Below are 17,567 nucleotides of genomic sequence, written 5' to 3'. Positions count from 1 at the left end.
GGGACGGCCGGTTTCTTTATGAACGCAATCCCCGCGTTCCTTGTGACTGCGATTCCCGAGCGACGATTTCCTCGGCTTCGGTGACGGCACCGAGCAGGACTTCGGGGTCGCCCCGCAGTCCCCCCACCACCGCGTCGATCCCTCGCAGCCCGGCCCGTTCCAGCAGCCGCTTCTCGTTGGTCACCCACTCCCCGCGGGCCGCGAGGATCCCGTGGGCGGCCTGGGTGGCGGCCGTGGCGAGGGAGCCGGCGGTCTCTGTGAGGCGGCCGTGTGCGGCGTGGTTGGCCTTCGCATAGGCGAGGGTGGCGCGGGCGGTGCCGTACCAGCGCTCGGCGGCGGTGACGCGCAGCTCGGCGGGATAGCCCGCCGGGCGGGGCAGGGTGCCGCTGAGCGTCTGGTTGACGGCCAGTTCGGCCACGACCAGGTAGGTGGGGATGCCGGCGAGGTGGAAGAGCAGCGGCTCCACGCGGAACCGTCCGGCCTCCGCCTCCGCCAGCTCGTGTTCGACCACGTCCAGGTCCCGGTAGTGCACGTCGACCCGGCGTCCGTCGATGTGCAGCCAGGCTCCGCCGTTGAAGACCCCGCCGCCCCATCCGCCGATGTCCGAGACCTCTCCGGGCCAGCCGACGGCCCGCAGGTCGTCCGGGTCGAAGGGGCCGCGGTAGTAGATCGCCAGGTCCCAGTCACTGTCGGGGCGGTGGGTCCCCTGGGCCCGGGAGCCGCCGAGGGCCACCGCTCGGACGGCGGGGAGCGAGGCGAGGCGCTCGGCGGTGCGGGCGAGGAAGCCGGAGTCGGAGGACTCGGGCACGGACGGCTCGGGCACGGAATCGGAAGGCTCGGGCATGCCTTCAGCCTGCCGCAGCCACCCGGAAGTCCGCTCCCGAAAATGTGGCCCCCGGCACGGAAAGTCTGCGCGAGGCGCTGTCCGCCCTGCAGGAGGTGGCCGGAGTCGGCGACCTGGTCAACCTGACCTGGTGCTGACGAAGTCGGCTCCGTTGTCGGCCCCCGTCGCCCTGATAAATCAGATGCGGGCAGGGCCGAGAGACACGATCATCGGGAGGCCGTCCACCGCTTCCCAGGAGCAGACCTCGTGATCCAGCGGGTGACCACCCCAACGCTCTTCCCGCCGCCCACCTACTCCCACGCCTCCGTCGTCGAAGCCGGGACGAGGCTGGCCTTTCTGGCCGGTGCCGTACCGCTCGACGAGAAGGGTGAGGTCGTCGGCCCGGGTGACCCCGTGCGGCAGGCCGAGCAGGTGATCGCCAATCTGCGAGCGCAACTGGACGCTGCGGGAAGCGACTTGGCGCATGTGGTCGCCACGGATGTGTATGTGGTGAGCAGCGAGCCCTCGGTGCTGTCCGCGGTGTGGAACGTGGTCGAGGCCTCCGGGCTCAGCGCCGGGCCGCACTCGTCCACTCTGGTGGGTGTCGCCTGCCTCGGTTACACCGGGCAGTTGGTGGAGATCACGGCGACGGCTGTGGTGCCGGAGCAAGGAGGGAAGCCGGTGACCGGCGAGGTCGTGTTGCGTCGGGCCGCGGCGGAAGACGCCCGGGCCGCCGCCGATGTGTATCTGCGGTCCTTCGACACCGCCCTGCCCACCGTCGTCCGGCCGCACACCGACGACGAGGTGCGGGAGTACATCCGGGATGTCGTCGTGCCGTTGCGGGAGACCTGGGTGGCGGAGGCCGACGGGGCCGGGATCGTCGGGCTGATGGTGCTGGACGGGGAGTTGCTGTCCCAGTTGTATCTGGACCCCGGGTGGCGGGGGCGCGGTATCGGTGACCGGTTCGTCGCGCTGGCCAAGGAGCGCTGCCCGGGCGGGCTGTCCCTGTGGACCTTCCAGGTCAACAAGCCCGCCCACCGCTTCTACGAGCGGCACGGTTTCACTGCCGTCGAGTTCACCGACGGCAGTGGGAACGAGGAACGGGAGCCGGACGTGCGCTACGTCTGGCGGCCCTGAGCCCCCGCCTCCCCTCCCAGGCCGCCGGTCCCTGGTGACAGACGAGACCAGCGGGCTGTTTCCGGTGAGCCGGCGTACGACCGTGCGGCGGGCCGGCCCGAAGAGGACGAAGCCCTCGGCGACCAGCACCCGGACCCCCTCCCGCACCGGCACCCGCGACATGGAGCCGGCCGACGGCCGTCTGCGCCGACTACTACCCCTGCGGAACGAAGGAGCGGCCCCACCCCCTCACCGGGCACAGTGAGTCGTCCGAGGCGATCGTCTCCGGCGGCCCCAACCGCGCCCACGCCCGAGCCCACGGCCACGTCCGCGCCAACGCGTCGGCTACGGCAGCCCTGCCGTCGTCGCCGCCGTGCACAGCACCTCGCGGAGCATCTCCGGGGTGAGCCGGCCGGTGAAGGTGTTGCGCTGGCTGACGTGGAAGCAGCCGAAGAGGTCCAGGCCGTCGAGGGGGACCCTGATGCCGTGGGCGAAGGCCGGGCGTGGGCGGGGCACGGTCCAGCCCGCCTCGGTGAACGCCGGCAGCGCGGCCTGCCAGCCGAAGGCACCGAGGACGACCACGGCCCTCAGCGTCGGGCGCAGCAGCTTCAGCTCCTGCACCAGCCAGGGACGACAGGTGTCGCGCTCACCGGGGGTCGGCTTGTTCGCCGGCGGGGCGCAGTGCACCGGCGCGGTGACGCGGACGCCGTACAGTTCCAATCCGTCGTCGGCGCTGACGGAGGTGGGCTGCGAGGCGAGTCCCACGTCGTACAGCGCCTGGTAGAGCACGTCTCCGGAGCGGTCGCCGGTGAACATCCGGCCGGTGCGGTTGCCGCCGTGTGCCGCGGGGGCCAGCCCGATGATCGCCAGCCGGGCGTCGGCCGGACCGAAGCCGGGCACCGGCCGCCCCCAGTACGTCCAGTCGGCGAACGCGGCCCGTTTGGTACGGGCCACCTCCTCACGCCACTCGACGAGCCGAGGGCAGGCCCGGCAGTCCGCGACACGCCGGTCGAGCCGGTCGAGGGCACTGCTGTCGTCCATACGGCCACCGTATGCCCGGACCGCGCCGGGTAAACGAACCGCTTCTCACCTGCGGAGGAGTGCCCCGGCACGGCCGGAGCACGCGTGACCGTCGTTCCGGCGGGGTACGGCTCGATGTATTCCACGTCGGCGCCGACCTTCCTGCCACCCGGCTGCCCCACGCCCCGGGAAAATCGACTCCGGCTCACCCCGCCCGGGGAGTTAGGGTCGGGGACATGGCTTCCGAGGTTGCGGACGAGAACGTGAACGGTGGGACCGGCGAGCCGCCCAGGACCGGCTCCGCCCAGGACGCCCAGGACGCCCAGGGCACCGGTGCCTCCGCTGATCAGCCTGTCGATGCCGACGAGCACGTCGATCCGAAGATCACCGCCGCGGTGGCCGCAGCCGAGGCCGCGGGACCGGCTCCGGGCGAGACAGTCCGGATCGACAGCTGGATCTGGGCCGTACGTCTGATCAAGACGCGTTCCCTGGGCGCCACCGCATGCCGGGGCGGCCACGTCCGTGTGAACGGCGAGCGGGTGAAACCCGCCTACTCCGTGCGCGTCGGCGACGAGGTGCGCCTGCGGCACGAGGGCCGGGAACGGGTCGTGATCGTCAAGCGCCTGATCCGCAAGCGGGTCGGTGCCCCTCTGGCCGCCCAGTGCTACATCGACAACTCCCCTCCGCCCCCGCCCCGCGAGGCCATCGCGCCCGCCGGCCTCCGCGACCGCGGCACCGGCCGCCCCACCAAACGCGATCGCCGCGAACTGGAACGCCTCCGCGGCCTCCCGGACCCGGGCATCCCGGGCGCCTTCGGCGGCGCCGCGGGCCCACCCGACAGGCGCGGTGGTTCCCGGTCCGGCGGAACCGGCAGGCGCGGCGGATCCTGATCCGGCGGGCACGGCGAATCCGGTCCCGGAAAAGCTGAGGGATGTCCGCCGGCGCCATGGCCCACCGGCGTCACCGTCGCCGCGCCCACCGCAGCAGCTCCCCGTTGTGCCCGCGCCGGACCCAGGCGATCAGGGCGAGCGGCACCATGAGGATCAGCGGGGTCGCCGCGTTCTGACCGTCGAAGACCGTGAGCTGGACGATGAACGCGCCCACCATGAGCGCGCTGAGCGCGATCGCCGCCAAGGACTGCAGCAGAGGGACCAACAGCGCGACGGCCCCGGCGAGTTCGAGCGCGCCTATGGTGTACATGGCCCCGCCGCCCCAGCCGATCTTGTCGAAGGACTCGACGGCCGAGGGGTGCGCGATGAGCTTGGGCAGCGCGCTCGCGATGCCGTAGAACAGCGCGAGCAGGACCTGCACGGACCGCAGCGTGACCCGCGCCGCGCGCCTCCGGACGCTGAGAGAGCCGGTGGAGGCGATGGAGGCGGTGGAGGTGACGGGAGCGGTGGTCTCGGACATGAGGATCTCCTGAGGGAAGCGGTGCCGGCTGCTTTCACCGGGGTAGACCCGGCGCGGTCCGGAAACTCATCGCCCTCCGGCCGCCCGGTGCGACCGCGTGCCAGCTATCCCTTCCGCACCGCTCTCACCCGCGTCCCGTCCGTGATCAGATATCCGTCCGCCTCCAGTCCCGCCTCCTGCCGTGCCGACTCGAACTGCTCCTTCGAGGAGCGACGGACGGCGCCGTAGCGGCACGCCGCGGATGCGCGTCGTTGAGGAACGTCGTTGAGGAACGTCGTCACCGAAGAGTACGTTGCAAGGAGGAGTGGTGATTCCTATGCGTACAGGCAGTGAACCGAAGACCGCGCGCAGTGCTCTGCGGGCGCGGTTCTGGCTGTGCGTGTGGGGGCTGGCCTGGGCGGTCTTCGGCACGGCGGCGTTCGCGGTGGCCGGGCGCCCGGGGTGGGCGGCGGCCTGTGGGGTGCTGTGGCTGGTGGTCACCGCGGACATGGCCATGGTCCTCAGGCACATCCGGCAGGGTCCGCACTACCAGCCGGGCCGGGACGTGCCGCCGTACCGGCCGCCGGAGGACGGGCCACCGTACCCGGGCCCGCCGTACCCGAGACGGCCGTACCAGGGACCTCCGAGGCACCGGCATCCGTGAGCGGCCGACGCGGCACGCGCCGCTCAGCCGTCGAAGCGCGCCGCCCTCAGGTACTGCGGGTTCGGATCCAGCGCGGCCGCGAGGCGGAAATGGCGTTTGGCCTGGTCGGGGCGGCCCTGGCGTTCATAGGTGCGGGCCAGTGCGAAGTGCGCGAACGCGTTGTCCGGCTCGCGCTCCAACACGATCGTGAACTCGAGCTCGGCGGGCCGCAGTTGTGCCGCCGCGAAGAACGCACGCGCACGGAGCAGGCGGGCTGCCGTGTTCTCCGGGTACGCGGCGATGACGCTGTCGAGCAGCTTCACCGCACCCTGCGGATCCCGCGAGTTGAGCAGGTGCTCGGCTGCACGGAAGTCGATGACATGCGTTTCCGGAGTACGTCCGGTGGAACCGCTGGTCTCGGGCACGGCAGAGTCCTTCCCTCGCTGCGGCAGTTCAACGCCCGCGGAGGGGGCCGCTATTCCGAGTCCGGTTCCGCACCACGCAAGCGCGCCCGCCGTGCGAGGTCCTCCCACACCTCGGCGACGCGCTTGTGCAGCGTGTCCAGGGGTACGTCGTCGTTGTCGATCACGATGTCCGCGATCTCCCGGCGCTGCTCGCGGGTCGCCTGCGCGGCCATACGCGCGCGTGCGTCCTCCTCGGTCATCCCGCGCAGCCGGACCAGCCGGTCGAGCTGGGTCTCGGAGCTCGCGTCCACGACGATCACGAGGTCGTAGAGCGGCGCCAGTGCGTTCTCGGTGAGGAGGGGTACGTCGTGGATCACTACGGCGTCCTCGGCCGCCGCGTCCTCCAGCTCACGGGAGCGGGCGCCCACCAGGGGATGCACGATCGAGTTGAGGACGGCGAGCTTCCCGGGGTCGGCGAAGACGATGGAGCCGAGCTTGGGCCGGTCCAGACTGCCGTCGGCAGTGAGGACGGCCTCGCCGAAGGCCCCGACCACGGCTTCGAGGCCGGGAGTGCCCGGCGCCACGACTTCACGCGCGATGCGGTCGGCGTCGATCAGCACGGCGCCGTGCTCCACGAGCAGCCGTGACACCTCGCTCTTGCCGGCGCCTATCCCACCGGTCAGGCCCACTTTCAGCATGACCGGAAGCCTAGGCGCTCCGCTGGGGAAGCCGCCATGCAGCCCCGCGCCCCTTCGGGGCGCCCCGTCAGTTCTCGCCCTCGCGCTCCGCCAGGAACCGCTCGAACTCGCGCCCGATCTCGTCCGCCGAGGGGATCTCCACGGGCTCGGCGAGCATGTTGCCCCGGGTCTCGGCGCCCGCGGCGGCGTCGTACTGGTGCTCCAGGCCCTGGACGAGCGCGGTGAGCTCCTCGTCGCCCTCCTGGATCTGCCGGTCGATCTCCGTCTGGGTGCGGTGCGCGTCCGTGCGCAGCGAGTGCGCGATTCCCGGCAGCACCAGCCCGGTGGCGGCCGTGATGGCCTCCAGGACGGTCAGCGCGGCGTCCGGGTACGGGGAGCGGGCGATGTAGTGCGGGACGTGCGCGGCGACGCCCAGGACGTCGTGCCCGGCCTCCATCAGGCGGTACTCCACCAGCGACTCGGCGCTGCCGGGGACCTGGGCCTCCTCGAAGGGGCTGCGGTGGCCGGGGACAAGGTCGGTGCGGTTTCCGTGCGGGGTGAGGCCCACCGGGCGGGTGTGCGGGACGCCCATGGGGATGCCGTGGAAGTTCACGGACAGGCGGACGCCGAGCCGCTCCACGATCTGCCGTACGGCCGCCGCGAACCGCTCCCACTCCACGTCCGGCTCGGGCCCGGACAGCAGCAGGAAGGGGGCGCCCGTGGTGTCCTGGACGAGGCGGACCTCAAGGGCCGGGACCTCGTAGTCGGTCCAGCGGTCCCGCTTGAAGGTCAGCAGGGGCCGGCGGGCCCGGTAGTCCACGAGCCGGTCGTGGTCGAAGCGGGCGACGAGCTGGTGGGGCAGTGAGTCGAGGAGCCGGTCGACGATCTGGTCGCCGGTCTCACCCGCGTCGATGTATCCGTCGAAGTGGTAGAGCATGACAAGGCCGGCCGACTCCTGGGCGAGCGCCATGTCGACAACGGCGAGGCCCTTCGGCTCCCATGCGTACAAACCCTGCGGATCAAGCACTGTGACCGCTCCTCCTCGTGTTCGTCTTCCTCAACACGCCCTGGAGCGGGGGCATTCCCGTGCAACGCCGTTGATCAGCAACTCCCTGCGGGCGCTGCGCGACCCACCACGGCGAACCGGCAGGCCAACGACAGCCGGCACCGCCCCGGCACACGCCTGAGGGGCCGCACCCCGGAAGGTACGGCCCCTCAGAACCAGCTATCGGCTAAGCCCAGCGGCTAGCGTTCAGCTCTGGCCACCCGCGAGCTTCTCGCGCAGCGCGGCCAGCGCCTCGTCCGAGGCCAGCGCACCGGAGGTGTCCGCACCCTCGGAGGAGTACGAACCGCCACCCGCGGCCGGAGCCGCACCCGCAGCCTCGCCGCCCTCGGCCGCGGCAGCGGCGTCGGCCTCGCGGGACTTGATGACCTGCTGCTGGTGCTGCTCGAAGCGGGTCTGCGCCTCGGCGTACTGGCGCTCCCACTCCTCGCGCTGCTTCTCGTAGCCCTCGAGCCAGTCGTTGGTCTCGGGGTCGAAGCCCTCGGGGTAGATGTAGTTGCCCTGGTCGTCGTAGGACGCGGCCATGCCGTACAGGGTCGGGTCGAACTCGACCGAGGCCGGGTCGGCACCGAAGGACTCGTTGGCCTGCTTCAGCGAGAGGCTGATGCGACGACGCTCGAGGTCGATGTCGATGACCTTGACGAAGATCTCGTCGTTGACCTGGACGACCTGCTCCGGGATCTCCACGTGGCGCTCGGCCAGCTCGGAGATGTGGACCAGACCCTCGATGCCCTCGTCCACGCGGACGAACGCACCGAACGGAACCAGCTTCGTGACCTTACCGGGCACGACCTGGCCGATCTGGTGGGTGCGGGCGAACTGCTGCCACGGGTCTTCCTGGGTCGCCTTCAGCGACAGGGAGACGCGCTCGCGGTCCATGTCGACGTCGAGGACCTCGACCGTGACCTCCTGGCCGACCTCGACGACCTCGGAGGGGTGGTCGATGTGCTTCCAGGACAGCTCGGAGACGTGGACCAGACCGTCGACGCCACCCAGGTCCACGAAGGCACCGAAGTTGACGATCGAGGAGACCACACCGGAGCGGACCTGACCCTTCTGCAGGGTCGTGAGGAACGTCTGGCGGACCTCGGACTGGGTCTGCTCCAGCCAGGCACGGCGGGACAGGACCACGTTGTTGCGGTTCTTGTCCAGCTCGATGATCTTGGCCTCGAGCTCCTTGCCGACGTACGGCTGGAGGTCGCGAACGCGGCGCATCTCGACCAGGGAGGCCGGGAGGAAGCCACGGAGGCCGATGTCGAGGATGAGACCACCCTTGACGACCTCGATGACGGTACCGGTAACGATGCCGTCCTCTTCCTTGATCTTCTCGATGGTGCCCCAGGCGCGCTCGTACTGGGCGCGCTTCTTCGAGAGGATCAGGCGGCCTTCCTTGTCCTCCTTCTGGAGAACAAGGGCTTCGATCTCGTCACCGACGGCGACGACCTCGTTCGGGTCGACGTCGTGCTTGATCGAGAGCTCGCGGCTCGGGATGACACCTTCGGTCTTGTAACCGATGTCGAGCAGGACCTCGTCCCGGTCGACCTTCACGATGACGCCGTCGACGATGTCGCCGTCGTTGAAGTACTTGATCGTCTCGTCGATCGCGGCGAGGAATGCTTCCTCGTTACCGATGTCGTTGACCGCAACCTGCGGGGTGGTGGCGGTGGTCTCGGTGCTGCTCGTCATGTGGGAAAGGGCTCCGGTACGGACATTGAAGTCGTAGGTACTGCTTACGCCGGGAGCCCGTTTCGCTCTGCAGAAGCCGGACAGCCAAGGAAGCGCCACCATAAGGACACCGGGTGCCCGGTGGCGCCTCGAGAACCGAGGGGACATACATACAGATGCGAGCGCAGCCTGCTACGTCTGAGGTGCGCAGGCCCGCAGCGCAACTTGTAGCATACGGGGGCAGCCGGACAGGGTCAATGCGCGAAGGCGCACACCCGGGGCAGAACCCCGCATAACCGGCAGAAGAAACGTCCTTTGAGGCCACGCGGCCGGGGGGACCGCTTCCGTCACGGGGCCCCTTCCGGGTTGGACGGAAGAGTACGACGAGGGAGCCGATCATCCAAGACCCCGACGCATACGAGCCCGAAGGAGCCGAGGCGTACGAGCCGCAGGCCACGCGACGTGACGCGGGTGTCACGGAGAGCGCCCGGGCCAACCGCAGCTGGTGGGACCGCAACGCGGACGAGTACCAGACCGAGCACGGCACGTTCCTCGGCGACGACCGCTTCGTGTGGGGTCCGGAGGGCCTGGACGAGGCAGAGGCCGAGCTGCTGGGCCCGCCGGAGGAGCTGAAGGGCAAGGCGGTCCTGGAGATCGGCGCGGGCGCGGCGCAGTGCGCGCGCTGGCTGGCCGCCCAGGGCGCCCGCCCGGTGGCGCTCGACCTCTCGCACCGCCAGCTGCAGCACGCGCTGCGCATCGGTGGATCGTTTCCCCTCGTCTGCGCGGACGCCGGCGCGCTGCCCTTCGCGGACGGCTCCTTCGACCTGGCCTGCTCGGCGTACGGGGCGCTGCCGTTCGTCGCCGACCCGCGGCTGGTGCTGCGCGAGGTGCGCCGGGTGCTGCGGCCGGGCGGCCGGTTCGTCTTCTCGGTGACGCATCCGATCCGCTGGGCCTTCCCCGACGAGCCGGGCCCCGAGGGCCTGTCCGTGTCCTCCTCCTACTTCGACCGCACCCCGTACGTGGAGCAGGACGAGGAGGGCCGCGCGGTCTATGTCGAGCACCACAGGACGCTCGGCGACCGGGTCCGGGACGTCGTGGCGTCCGGCCTCCGGCTGGTGGACCTGGTGGAGCCGGAGTGGCCGTCCTGGAACACCTCGGAGTGGGGCGGCTGGTCCCCCCTGCGCGGCAGCCTGGTCCCGGGGACGGCGATCTTCGTGTGCGAGCGGGACTGACCGCCCCCTGCCGATCATCGGGGGCACGCGCGCGTAGGGGCTGTTCTCGCCGTCGTACGACACTGGGGGCGTGATCCGTTACGACGCCCTGGACGCGCTGCCCGTGCGTTCCGCCCTGCCCGCCCTGACCGAGGCCCTGGAGGGTGCCGGCGCCGCCGTGCTGGTGGCGCCGCCCGGCACCGGAAAGACGACGCTGGTACCGCTCGTGCTGGCGGGGCTGGCCGGCGGCGGGCCGGCGCGGCGGGTCGTGGTGGCCGAGCCGCGCCGGATCGCGGCTCGGGCGGCGGCCCGGCGGATGGCCTGGCTGCTGGGCGAGAGGCCGGGCGACAGCGTCGGCTTCACGGTGCGTGGTGAGCGGGTCGCCGGGCGGCACACGCGCGTGGAGGTCGTGACGACCGGTGTGCTGCTGCAGCGGCTGCAGCGCGATCAGGAGCTGGCCGGCGTGGACGTCGTCGTGCTGGACGAGTGCCACGAGCGGCATCTGGACGCTGACACGGTCGCTGCGTTCCTGTGGGACGTACGGCAGACCCTGCGGCCGGAGCTGCGGCTGGTGGCCGCGTCGGCGACGACGGACGCGGGGGGCTGGGCGCGGCTGCTGGGCGGGGCGCCCGTGGTCGAGGCGGAGGGCGTCGCACACCCGGTGGAGGTGGTGTGGGCGCCGCCCGCGCGCCCGGTACGGCCGCCGCACGGGATGCGCGTCGATCCGGCGCTGCTGGCGCACGTGGCGTCGGTCGTGCGGCGGGCGCTGGCCGAGCGGGACGGGGACGTGCTGTGCTTCCTGCCCGGTGTGGGCGAGATCGCGCGCGTGGCGGGGCAGCTCGGGGATCTCGGGGCGGTGGATGTGCTCCAGGTCCATGGGCGGGCGCCGGCCGCCGTACAGGACGCGGTGCTCGTTCCGGGGGCGCGGCGCCGGGTGGTGCTGGCGACCTCGGTGGCGGAGTCGTCGCTGACGGTGCCCGGGGTGCGGGTGGTGGTGGACTCGGGGCTTGCCCGGGAGCCGCGGGTGGACCACGCGCGCGGTCTGAGCGGGCTGACGACGGTACGGGCCTCGCGGGCCGCCGGGCGGCAGCGGGCGGGGCGGGCCGGGCGAGAGGCGCCGGGGGCGGTGTACCGGTGCTGGACGGAGGCCGAGGACGGGCGCCTGCCGGCGTTTCCGGCGCCGGAGATCAAGGTGGCCGACCTGACCGCGTTTGCCCTGCAGACGGCCTGCTGGGGCGATCCGGACGCGTCCGGGCTGGCGTTGCTCGATCCTCCGCCGGGCGGGGCGATGGCGGCGGCGCGCTCCGCGTTGGCAGCGGTGGGGGCGGTGGACTCCGCCGGCCGGGCGACTCCGGTCGGCGGGCGCCTGGCCCGGCTGGGGGTGCACCCTCGGCTGGGGCGGGCGTTGCTGGACACCGCGGGTGAGGGCGCGGAGGTCGTCGCCCTGCTCTCCGAAGAGGTGCCGCGGGACTACGGCGATGATCTCGCCGGTGCGCTGCGTCGTGCCCGGCGTGGGGGTGACGCCTACGGTGCGCGGTGGGTTGCGGAAGTGCGGCGGCTGCGGGCCGTCTCGGCCGAGTCTGCCCGCCCGCCCGCCGATGACCGTCGGGCAGGCGGCGCCGGCCTGGCCGGATCGGGCCACGGCGATGACAAGACCGCCGGGCTTGTCGCCGCTCTTGCCTTTCCCGAGCGGGTCGCCAAGCTGGACGGTGGGTCGTATCTGATGGCCTCCGGGACCCGGGCCGAGCTGGCGGAGGGGTCGGCTTTGCGGGGTGCGCCCTGGATCGTCGTCGCCGTTGCCGATCGGCCCGCCGGGAAGGGGCACGCGCGTGTGCTGCTCGGGGCCGGCGTGCCGGAAGACGTGGCGCTCGCTGCCGCCGGGCCGCTGCTCGCCGAGCGGGACGAGGTGCACTGGGCCGGCGGGGACGTCGTAGCGCGGCAGGTGGAGCGGCTGGGGGCCGTCGAGCTGGCTGTGCGGCCCCTGAGGGACGTCGAGCCGGCCCTCGTACGCGCGGCTCTCCTCGAAGGGCTGCGGCAGGAAGGGCTCGGGTTGTTGCGCTGGTCAGCGGAGGCCGAGCTGCTGCGGCAGCGGCTGGCCTTTCTGCGGGCGCATCTCGGAGAGCCGTGGCCGGACGTGTCCGACGGTGCGCTCCACGCGCGCGTGGACGAATGGCTGGAGCCGGAGCTGAGCAGGGCGCGGCGGCGGGCCGATCTCGGGCGGATCGACGCCGGGCAGGGGCTGGCGCGGTTGCTGCCGTGGGCGAGCGGGGAGGCCGCGCGGCTGGACGAGCTGGCGCCCGAGCGGATCGCCGTGCCGAGTGGGTCCAGAATCCGGATCGACTATCGGGATCCTGACCGGCCCGTGCTCGCGGTGAAGCTTCAGGAGATGTTCGGGCTGCGCGACACGCCGGCCATCAGCGGCGTACCGCTGCTCGTTCATCTGCTCTCCCCCGCCGGGCGGCCCGCCGCCGTCACGGCCGACCTCGCCTCCTTCTGGAAGGACGGCTACAAGGGCGTACGCGCCGAGCTGCGCGGGCGGTATCCGAAGCATCCGTGGCCCGAGGACCCGGCGACCGCCGAGCCCACCCGGCACACCAGCGCGCGGCTCAGGCGCTGACCGGTTCGGGTTCGGTCGTGCGCGCGGGGGCCGGGTCCTCGGGGCGGCGGGCGCGGGCCTCCAGGTAGAGGGAGAGCGCGAGGAGCAGCAGGCCGAGGGCCAGGGAGCCCCAGGGGACGTACGAGGTGAGCGTCAGGACCAGGGTGCGGTTGTGCTTGACCAGGGCGACCGTGTGTTCGGTGTAGTCCTCGCGCATCCTCACGTCCCCGGCGAAGGCCGTGACCCTGGCCCGGCCGCCCAGCAGGGTGCCGCCGCGCAGCTCCTCCTTGTGGAGTTCCTCGCCGTAGACGGGTGCGCCGGTGACCGGTTCGACCCAGAACCTGCGGACCGTGCTGTACCAGCGGGTGGTGCCCGTCCTGGCGACCGATTCCGGGGTGATGCCCTGGACGGGCATGGTCTTCGGCATCGGGACCTTCGTCCAGGGGACGGTCTGTTCGAAGTAGTAGACCTTCAGGCCGCGGAACGTCTGGGTGCCCTTGTAGTGGATGGGGCTGGTGGTGCGGGTCTGCGCGTCGAAGTACTCGTAGTCGCGTTTCTGTGTCAGGAAGGGCCATTTGAACTCGATGCCCCGGCGGCTGACCGGGTCGCCGTCGACCATCTCGCCGGTGGCGTGGACGGGGTCCTGACTGTGGGCGTCGAAGATGTAGCGCTCGGGGATGCGGGAGACCATCTTGCCGTCGGGGCCCTGGACGTAGGAGAGGCTGTCCCAGACCACGACCGGCCGGCCCGCCGTCTTCTCGATCTTCTTCGCGGCCTCCACGTCGCCCTTGAGGGTCTGCACGATGGTGACCTTGGAGACCTTCTTCGCCCGCATGGTGCCGTAGTCGAGGAGGGTGGCGCCCCTGGCCTCCAGGACCATGTCCTGGTACTGGTTCGCGGGGATCCTGGCCAGGCGCGGGAAGGCGTACCAGCGCATGAGCGGGGACAGCGCCGCGCAGAAGACGGCGCAGGCGAGCAGGGCCAGGCTTGCCTTGCGGCGCATGGAAGGCCTCCCTCCCGGACGGGCGCGGCTACGGATGCGAGGGCACCGTCGTCAGCAGTGGCTTGGGGGACGTCCGGCCCGACGGCGCGCCCGTCGCGCTGATCGTGAGGACGACGGCGAGCGCGAGGACGAGACCGGTCGCGGCGGCGATCAGGGCGCGCATACGGGCCTCCCGTCGGACGGTCTGTGACCGTGTCTGTGGTTCCGGTGGCTTCCTGATGGGTCGTCAGGTTCGGCACCGTAGCAACGGGCGGGTGAGATGAGAACAGCGGTGCACGCACGAACGAGGGCGCCCTCCCCGCCGGTGCGGAGAGGGCGCCCTGTCCGGGTCGCTGTGGGTCAGGAGGAGGCGGACGGGCTCGGGGACGGGGACGGGCTCGCCGAGGTGTCGTCGGCGGCGACCTTCAGTTCGACGGTGAGGGTGCCGCCGCCGGGGGTGGTGATGCGGAGCAGGAAGGTGCCGGTGGTGTCGTCCGCGTACAGCTTCGGCAGGGTCAGCAGGCCCTTGGCGTCGGTCCGGAGGCCGGTGAGGGTGCGTACGGGCTTGCCGTCGGCGTCCTTGAAGTAGGGGCCCTTGTCGTTCTCGGTGGCGTCCTTGTCGGACGTGATCAGGGTGGCGGTGGCCGCGACCTTGTCCGCAACGGCCCCCTTGTACGTCGCCTCGACCTGGACCTGGTCGGCGAACTCGCCGTCCGGGGTGCAGGTCAGCGGGGTGTCGCTGGTGCGGGCCAGGGTGTCGGCGGCGCGCTCGGTGACGGAGGCCGTGTAGTCGACGCCCTTGACCTTGCGGCCCACGACGGTGGCCGTGACCTTGAAGTCGCCGGTCTTCTCTCCCGCCGCCAGCGCCGGGGCGAGTGCGATGCCCTTGGCGTCGGTGACGACCGTGGCCACGGTCTCGCCGCCGGTGAAGGTGGCGTCGGTGTCCCCGCTGATCGTGAACCTGATCCTGACCTTGGCGACGGACTTGTCGGCCTCGGTCTCGGCGCGGGTGCCGATCCGCTCGGTGAAGGCGTGCCCGGCCATCGCGGTGAGCTTGGCGGTGCCCGCGTCCTCCAGGTGGTCCACCGTGTCGGTGGGGGTCGGCGGGGTCGTCGGCGGGACGGGCGGCTTCGGCGGCTTCGGGGTCGGGCTGTCGTGCCCGCCGCCGGGCGTGCTGGGCTTCGGGTCCGGCTTGTGCTCGGGCTTGTGCCCGGGCTTCGTCTTCGGCGGGCTGGAGTGCTTCCGGGAGTGGGCGCGCGGGGTGTCGTCGTCGCTGCGGTGAGCGGGCAGGCCGCCGGTGCCGTCGGGCACGGAGTGGGTGCCCTTGCGGTAGTAGTCCAGCCAGTTGAGGACCAGGTTCAGATAGTCCTGCGAGTTGTTGTAGCTGAGGATCGCGCTGTGCAGGCCGGCCTCGCGCGACAGGTCCCAGCCGTTGCGGCACAGGTAGTGGCCGGCGGCGAGGGCGGCGTCGTAGACGTTGTTGGGGTCCTTCTTGCCGTCGCCGTTGCCGTCGCGGCCGGCCCAGGCCCAGGTCGACGGGATGAACTGCATGGGGCCGACGGCCTGGTCGTACTCGGTGTTGCCGTCGTACGCGCCGTGGTCGGTGTCCTTGATGAGCGCGAAGCCGTTGCCGTCGAGGGCGGGGCCCAGGATCCGGCCCAGCGTGGTGCCTTCGGCGTCGACCCGGCCGCCGCGGGCCTGGCCCGACTCCACCTTGCCGATGGCGGCGAGCAGCTGCCAGGGCAGATTGCAGCCGGGCTTGGCGGAGCGCAGTTCGGCCTCCGCCTTCTTGTAGGCGTCGAGGACCGTCGCCGGGATGCCCGCCTCGGAGTCGCCGCGGGCGACGGGGGTGCCGGCGGTCGGCGAGGGGCTGGGGTCGGGGCTGTTGAGCGGCGGCAGGTCCGTGTAGTACGGGGAGTTGCCGGTGGCGTTGCCGTTGCCGTCGGAGGGCGTGTCGGGTACGGGGGCGGAGGCGCCGGCCGTCGCCTGTCTGCCGTGGTCCTCGCCGGTCACTCCCGGAGCCTGGGACGCGGACAGAGCCGCGACCGCTGCCGCGGCCACGGCGGTGGTCGCCGCCCCCTTGCGCAGCCGCCTTCCGAAATGCGCCGCCATCGAGTGAACCCCTCCCGTGGACGCCCTGCGTCCGTCTCCGTCTGTCTGCCCCTGCCCTGGTGTGACGGTCGACCCGGCGATCTGGTTGCCCCCGTGTCGCCCTTCCGTCCGTGTGACGTGTGTTCGACCCCGTGCGCCCGGCAGGCGACGCAGGTGACCCTACGGCAACTTTCTTGGCGTCGGGAACCGTTCACGCCCGTTTTCACCGGTTGGCCGACTCCCGTCGCCACCTCCGGCCCCCGGACGGGCGTCCCGCATACTGGACGGTCTCGATCATCGGCTCGGCGTCATGGCCGACGACCGTTTCAGGGGGCTTTGTTGCCGTTCACGCTCAGTCATGCGGCTGCCGTCCTGCCCGCGTTCCACCGGGACGGGACCATCCGCGGCCCGCTGGTGCCGGCGGTGCTCGTCGCGGGGTCTTTCGCGCCCGACGTGACCTTTTATGCGGCGAGTGTCCTTCCCGGTGGCATGGAATTCGGCGCGGTCACACACTCGTTCGCCGGGGTCGGCGCGGTCGATGTGCTCATCTCCTGGGCGCTGGTGGGGCTGTGGCTGCTCGTCCGCGAACCGTTGCTCGCGCTGCTGCCCCGGGGCCGGCAGGGGCGGCCGGCCGTGCTGCTGCGCTGCGGTACGCCCCGCGCGCGGATACGGGCCGTGTCGGTGGGGTGGTGGTACGTCTCCGCCGTGCTGGGGGCGCTGACCCCTGTGGTGTGGGACGCGTTCACGCATCACGGCCGGTGGGGGACACGGCTGATTCCGGCCATCGGGCGGGGCGGTCCGGCGGGCATGCCGCTGTTCTCGTGGCTGCAGTACGGCTCGTCCGTGGTGGGAGCGCCCGTCATCGCGGCGTTCGCCGCGCGCGCCTTGCGGCGGGCTCCGGCCGGGGAGCCGGTGGGGGTGCCCGTGCTGTCCGGACGGGACCGATGGTGGGCCGGCGCGGTGATCGGCGGCTGCGCGGTGGCCGGGGCGGTTCAGCGGGCCGCGAGCGGGCGGACACCCGGGGGCGCGCCGCAGCGGCCGTGGGAGCTGGTGCCCACCCTGCGCTTCGGGGTGGGCACCGGGCTGGTGCTGTACGCCGTCGGCGTCAGGGTGTGGCGTCCGGGCCGGGTTCCGGACGGTCCCGGTGGGGTGGCCGGTGCGGGCCGGGAGCGGCCCGTCGCTCGGTGAGGGACGCGACGAAGACCGTGAGGGTGGGCCGGGGGCGCGATCTGGGGATCGCGGTGAGCGCGAGGGCGAGGTAGCCGCGGGCGAGGTCGGCCCACTGGGACCAGTCCGGGGCGTGGTCCGCGTGGGCGGCGAGGCCGGCGAGTCTGTGCCGCAGGTGCCTGGCGGCTCTGCGGACCGTGGCGGCCAGGTCTGCGGGGATGCGGGCGGTGCTTGCGTCGGCCGCGAGGGCCGGGACCGGCGAGGCGGGCAGGGCCTGCGCCGAGGCGGTGTCCGCCCAGGCCCGGGTGTCTGCCTCGGGCGTCCGGCGGTGAAGCATGCGTATACCCATGCCCGCAGTTTTGCGGCTGTGGGGGGTGGGGGGCGTTTTGGCGGGGGCCACGTGAGTGACGGTCCCCTCCGGGGTTCGGCCGGCTTGCCGGTGTGGGCGCCGGGTCCTTGCGCAGGTGGGGTGGGTGGGCGTCAGGGTTGCGGTGGGTCCGGCACCGCCGGACGGCGCCGGGAGGGCTGAGCGCCGTTGCGCCGGGATGGTGGGGGCGGGTTTCGGATTGCGGCGGCCCGGCTTCGCCCCCCGTGGAGTCGGGTTGCGGTGGGTCCGGCATCGTCGGACGGCGCCGGGAGGGCTGAGCGCCGTTGCGCCGGGATGGTGGGGGCGGGTTTCGGATTGCGGCGGCCCGGCTTCGCCCCCCGTGGAGTCGGGTT

General features: G+C 72.3%; 17 protein-coding genes and 2 pseudogenes. 7 read left to right on the top strand and 12 right to left on the bottom strand.

Annotation, left to right across the window (positions count from 1 at the left end; genetic code table 11):
• Nucleotides 1–16 precede the first annotated feature (16 nt).
• Nucleotides 17–844 carry a nucleotidyltransferase domain-containing protein gene (locus ABZ624_RS16805; protein WP_360088450.1) on the bottom strand — a complete coding sequence of 276 codons (828 nt, stop codon included), beginning with the start codon at nt 842–844 and terminating at the stop codon, nt 17–19.
• A gap of 246 nt (nt 845–1,090) precedes the next feature.
• Between ABZ624_RS16805 and ABZ624_RS16800 the strand changes: the two are divergent.
• Nucleotides 1,091–1,423, top strand: a pseudogene (locus ABZ624_RS16800) (RidA family protein); the annotation flags it as partial.
• Between the two features lie 81 nt (nt 1,424–1,504).
• A complete protein-coding gene (locus ABZ624_RS16795; RefSeq protein WP_360088605.1) occupies nt 1,505–1,960 on the top strand; it encodes a GNAT family N-acetyltransferase in 456 nt (151 codons plus the stop codon).
• Nucleotides 1,961–2,023: 63 nt separating this feature from the next.
• Here ABZ624_RS16795 and ABZ624_RS16790 read toward each other — a convergent pair.
• Together ABZ624_RS16790 and ABZ624_RS16785 are read right to left on the bottom strand one after the other, a co-directional pair.
• Nucleotides 2,024–2,122 (bottom strand): annotated as a pseudogene (locus ABZ624_RS16790) (GntR family transcriptional regulator); the annotation flags it as partial.
• A gap of 162 nt (nt 2,123–2,284) precedes the next feature.
• Nucleotides 2,285–2,980 carry a uracil-DNA glycosylase gene (locus ABZ624_RS16785; protein WP_360088447.1) on the bottom strand — a complete coding sequence of 232 codons (696 nt, stop codon included), beginning with the start codon at nt 2,978–2,980 and terminating at the stop codon, nt 2,285–2,287.
• Between the two features lie 215 nt (nt 2,981–3,195).
• On the opposite strand from ABZ624_RS16785, the gene ABZ624_RS16780 reads away from it, so the two are divergent.
• Nucleotides 3,196–3,849, top strand: a complete 654-nt coding sequence (locus ABZ624_RS16780; RefSeq protein WP_360088444.1) for an RNA-binding S4 domain-containing protein — start codon at nt 3,196–3,198, stop codon at nt 3,847–3,849.
• Between the two features lie 70 nt (nt 3,850–3,919).
• On the opposite strand, the gene ABZ624_RS16775 is transcribed toward ABZ624_RS16780, so the two are convergent.
• The gene (locus ABZ624_RS16775) at nt 3,920–4,369 is read right to left on the bottom strand and encodes a DoxX family protein (RefSeq protein WP_360088441.1); all 450 of its coding nucleotides are present in this window, start codon (nt 4,367–4,369) and stop codon (nt 3,920–3,922) included.
• A 316-nt stretch (nt 4,370–4,685) separates the two neighbouring features.
• Between ABZ624_RS16775 and ABZ624_RS16770 the strand changes: the two genes are divergently transcribed.
• Nucleotides 4,686–5,012, top strand: a complete 327-nt coding sequence (locus ABZ624_RS16770; RefSeq protein ID WP_360088438.1) for a DUF6343 family protein — start codon at nt 4,686–4,688, stop codon at nt 5,010–5,012.
• Nucleotides 5,013–5,035: 23 nt separating this feature from the next.
• On the opposite strand, the gene ABZ624_RS16765 is transcribed toward ABZ624_RS16770, so the two are convergent.
• The 4 genes from ABZ624_RS16765 to rpsA form a co-directional block, all read right to left on the bottom strand.
• Complete coding sequence (locus tag ABZ624_RS16765) at nt 5,036–5,416, bottom strand: tetratricopeptide repeat protein (protein WP_360088435.1); 381 nt, start codon at nt 5,414–5,416, stop codon at nt 5,036–5,038.
• 50 nt (nt 5,417–5,466) lie between these two features.
• Nucleotides 5,467–6,093 (bottom strand): dephospho-CoA kinase, encoded by a 627-nt coding sequence (gene coaE / locus ABZ624_RS16760; RefSeq protein WP_360088432.1) that lies wholly within the window; start codon nt 6,091–6,093, stop codon nt 5,467–5,469.
• A 67-nt stretch (nt 6,094–6,160) separates the two neighbouring features.
• On the bottom strand, nt 6,161–7,099 hold the full coding sequence (locus ABZ624_RS16755; protein WP_360088429.1) for a PAC2 family protein: 939 nt from the start codon (nt 7,097–7,099) through the stop codon (nt 6,161–6,163).
• A 225-nt stretch (nt 7,100–7,324) separates the two neighbouring features.
• The gene (gene rpsA, locus ABZ624_RS16750; RefSeq protein ID WP_099928071.1) at nt 7,325–8,821 is read right to left on the bottom strand and encodes a 30S ribosomal protein S1; all 1,497 of its coding nucleotides are present in this window, start codon (nt 8,819–8,821) and stop codon (nt 7,325–7,327) included.
• A gap of 374 nt (nt 8,822–9,195) precedes the next feature.
• Between rpsA and ABZ624_RS16745 the strand changes: the two genes are divergently transcribed.
• Both ABZ624_RS16745 and hrpB read left to right on the top strand, forming a co-directional pair.
• Complete coding sequence (locus tag ABZ624_RS16745; protein ID WP_360088602.1) at nt 9,196–10,032, top strand: class I SAM-dependent methyltransferase; 837 nt, start codon at nt 9,196–9,198, stop codon at nt 10,030–10,032.
• 70 nt (nt 10,033–10,102) lie between these two features.
• Nucleotides 10,103–12,628, top strand: coding sequence for an ATP-dependent helicase HrpB (gene hrpB / locus ABZ624_RS16740; protein ID WP_360088426.1), 2,526 nt, complete (start codon nt 10,103–10,105; stop codon nt 12,626–12,628).
• Here hrpB and ABZ624_RS16735 read toward each other — a convergent pair.
• The 3 genes from ABZ624_RS16735 to ABZ624_RS16725 form a co-directional block, all read right to left on the bottom strand.
• Nucleotides 12,618–13,610, bottom strand: coding sequence for a DUF3068 domain-containing protein (locus tag ABZ624_RS16735; protein ID WP_360088423.1), 993 nt, complete (start codon nt 13,608–13,610; stop codon nt 12,618–12,620). The two genes, hrpB and ABZ624_RS16735, sit on opposite strands and share 11 nt — an antisense overlap.
• A gap of 28 nt (nt 13,611–13,638) precedes the next feature.
• On the bottom strand, nt 13,639–13,773 hold the full coding sequence (locus ABZ624_RS16730; RefSeq protein ID WP_360088420.1) for an SPW_0924 family protein: 135 nt from the start codon (nt 13,771–13,773) through the stop codon (nt 13,639–13,641).
• A 176-nt stretch (nt 13,774–13,949) separates the two neighbouring features.
• Nucleotides 13,950–15,701: a lytic transglycosylase domain-containing protein gene (locus ABZ624_RS16725; RefSeq protein ID WP_360088417.1), complete on the bottom strand. Its 1,752-nt coding sequence runs from the start codon at nt 15,699–15,701 to the stop codon at nt 13,950–13,952.
• 318 nt (nt 15,702–16,019) lie between these two features.
• Between ABZ624_RS16725 and ABZ624_RS16720 the strand changes: the two genes are divergently transcribed.
• Nucleotides 16,020–16,868 carry a DUF4184 family protein gene (locus ABZ624_RS16720; protein WP_360088414.1) on the top strand — a complete coding sequence of 283 codons (849 nt, stop codon included), beginning with the start codon at nt 16,020–16,022 and terminating at the stop codon, nt 16,866–16,868.
• Here ABZ624_RS16720 and ABZ624_RS16715 read toward each other — a convergent pair.
• Complete coding sequence (locus tag ABZ624_RS16715) at nt 16,786–17,196, bottom strand: hypothetical protein (RefSeq protein WP_360088411.1); 411 nt, start codon at nt 17,194–17,196, stop codon at nt 16,786–16,788. The two genes, ABZ624_RS16720 and ABZ624_RS16715, sit on opposite strands and share 83 nt — an antisense overlap.
• Nucleotides 17,197–17,567 lie beyond the last annotated feature (371 nt).

Source organism: Streptomyces sp. NPDC007205 (genome assembly GCF_040634095.1).
In the GTDB taxonomy this organism is placed as follows: domain Bacteria; phylum Actinomycetota; class Actinomycetes; order Streptomycetales; family Streptomycetaceae; genus Streptomyces.
This window is presented reverse-complemented; position numbering and strand designations above follow the sequence as displayed.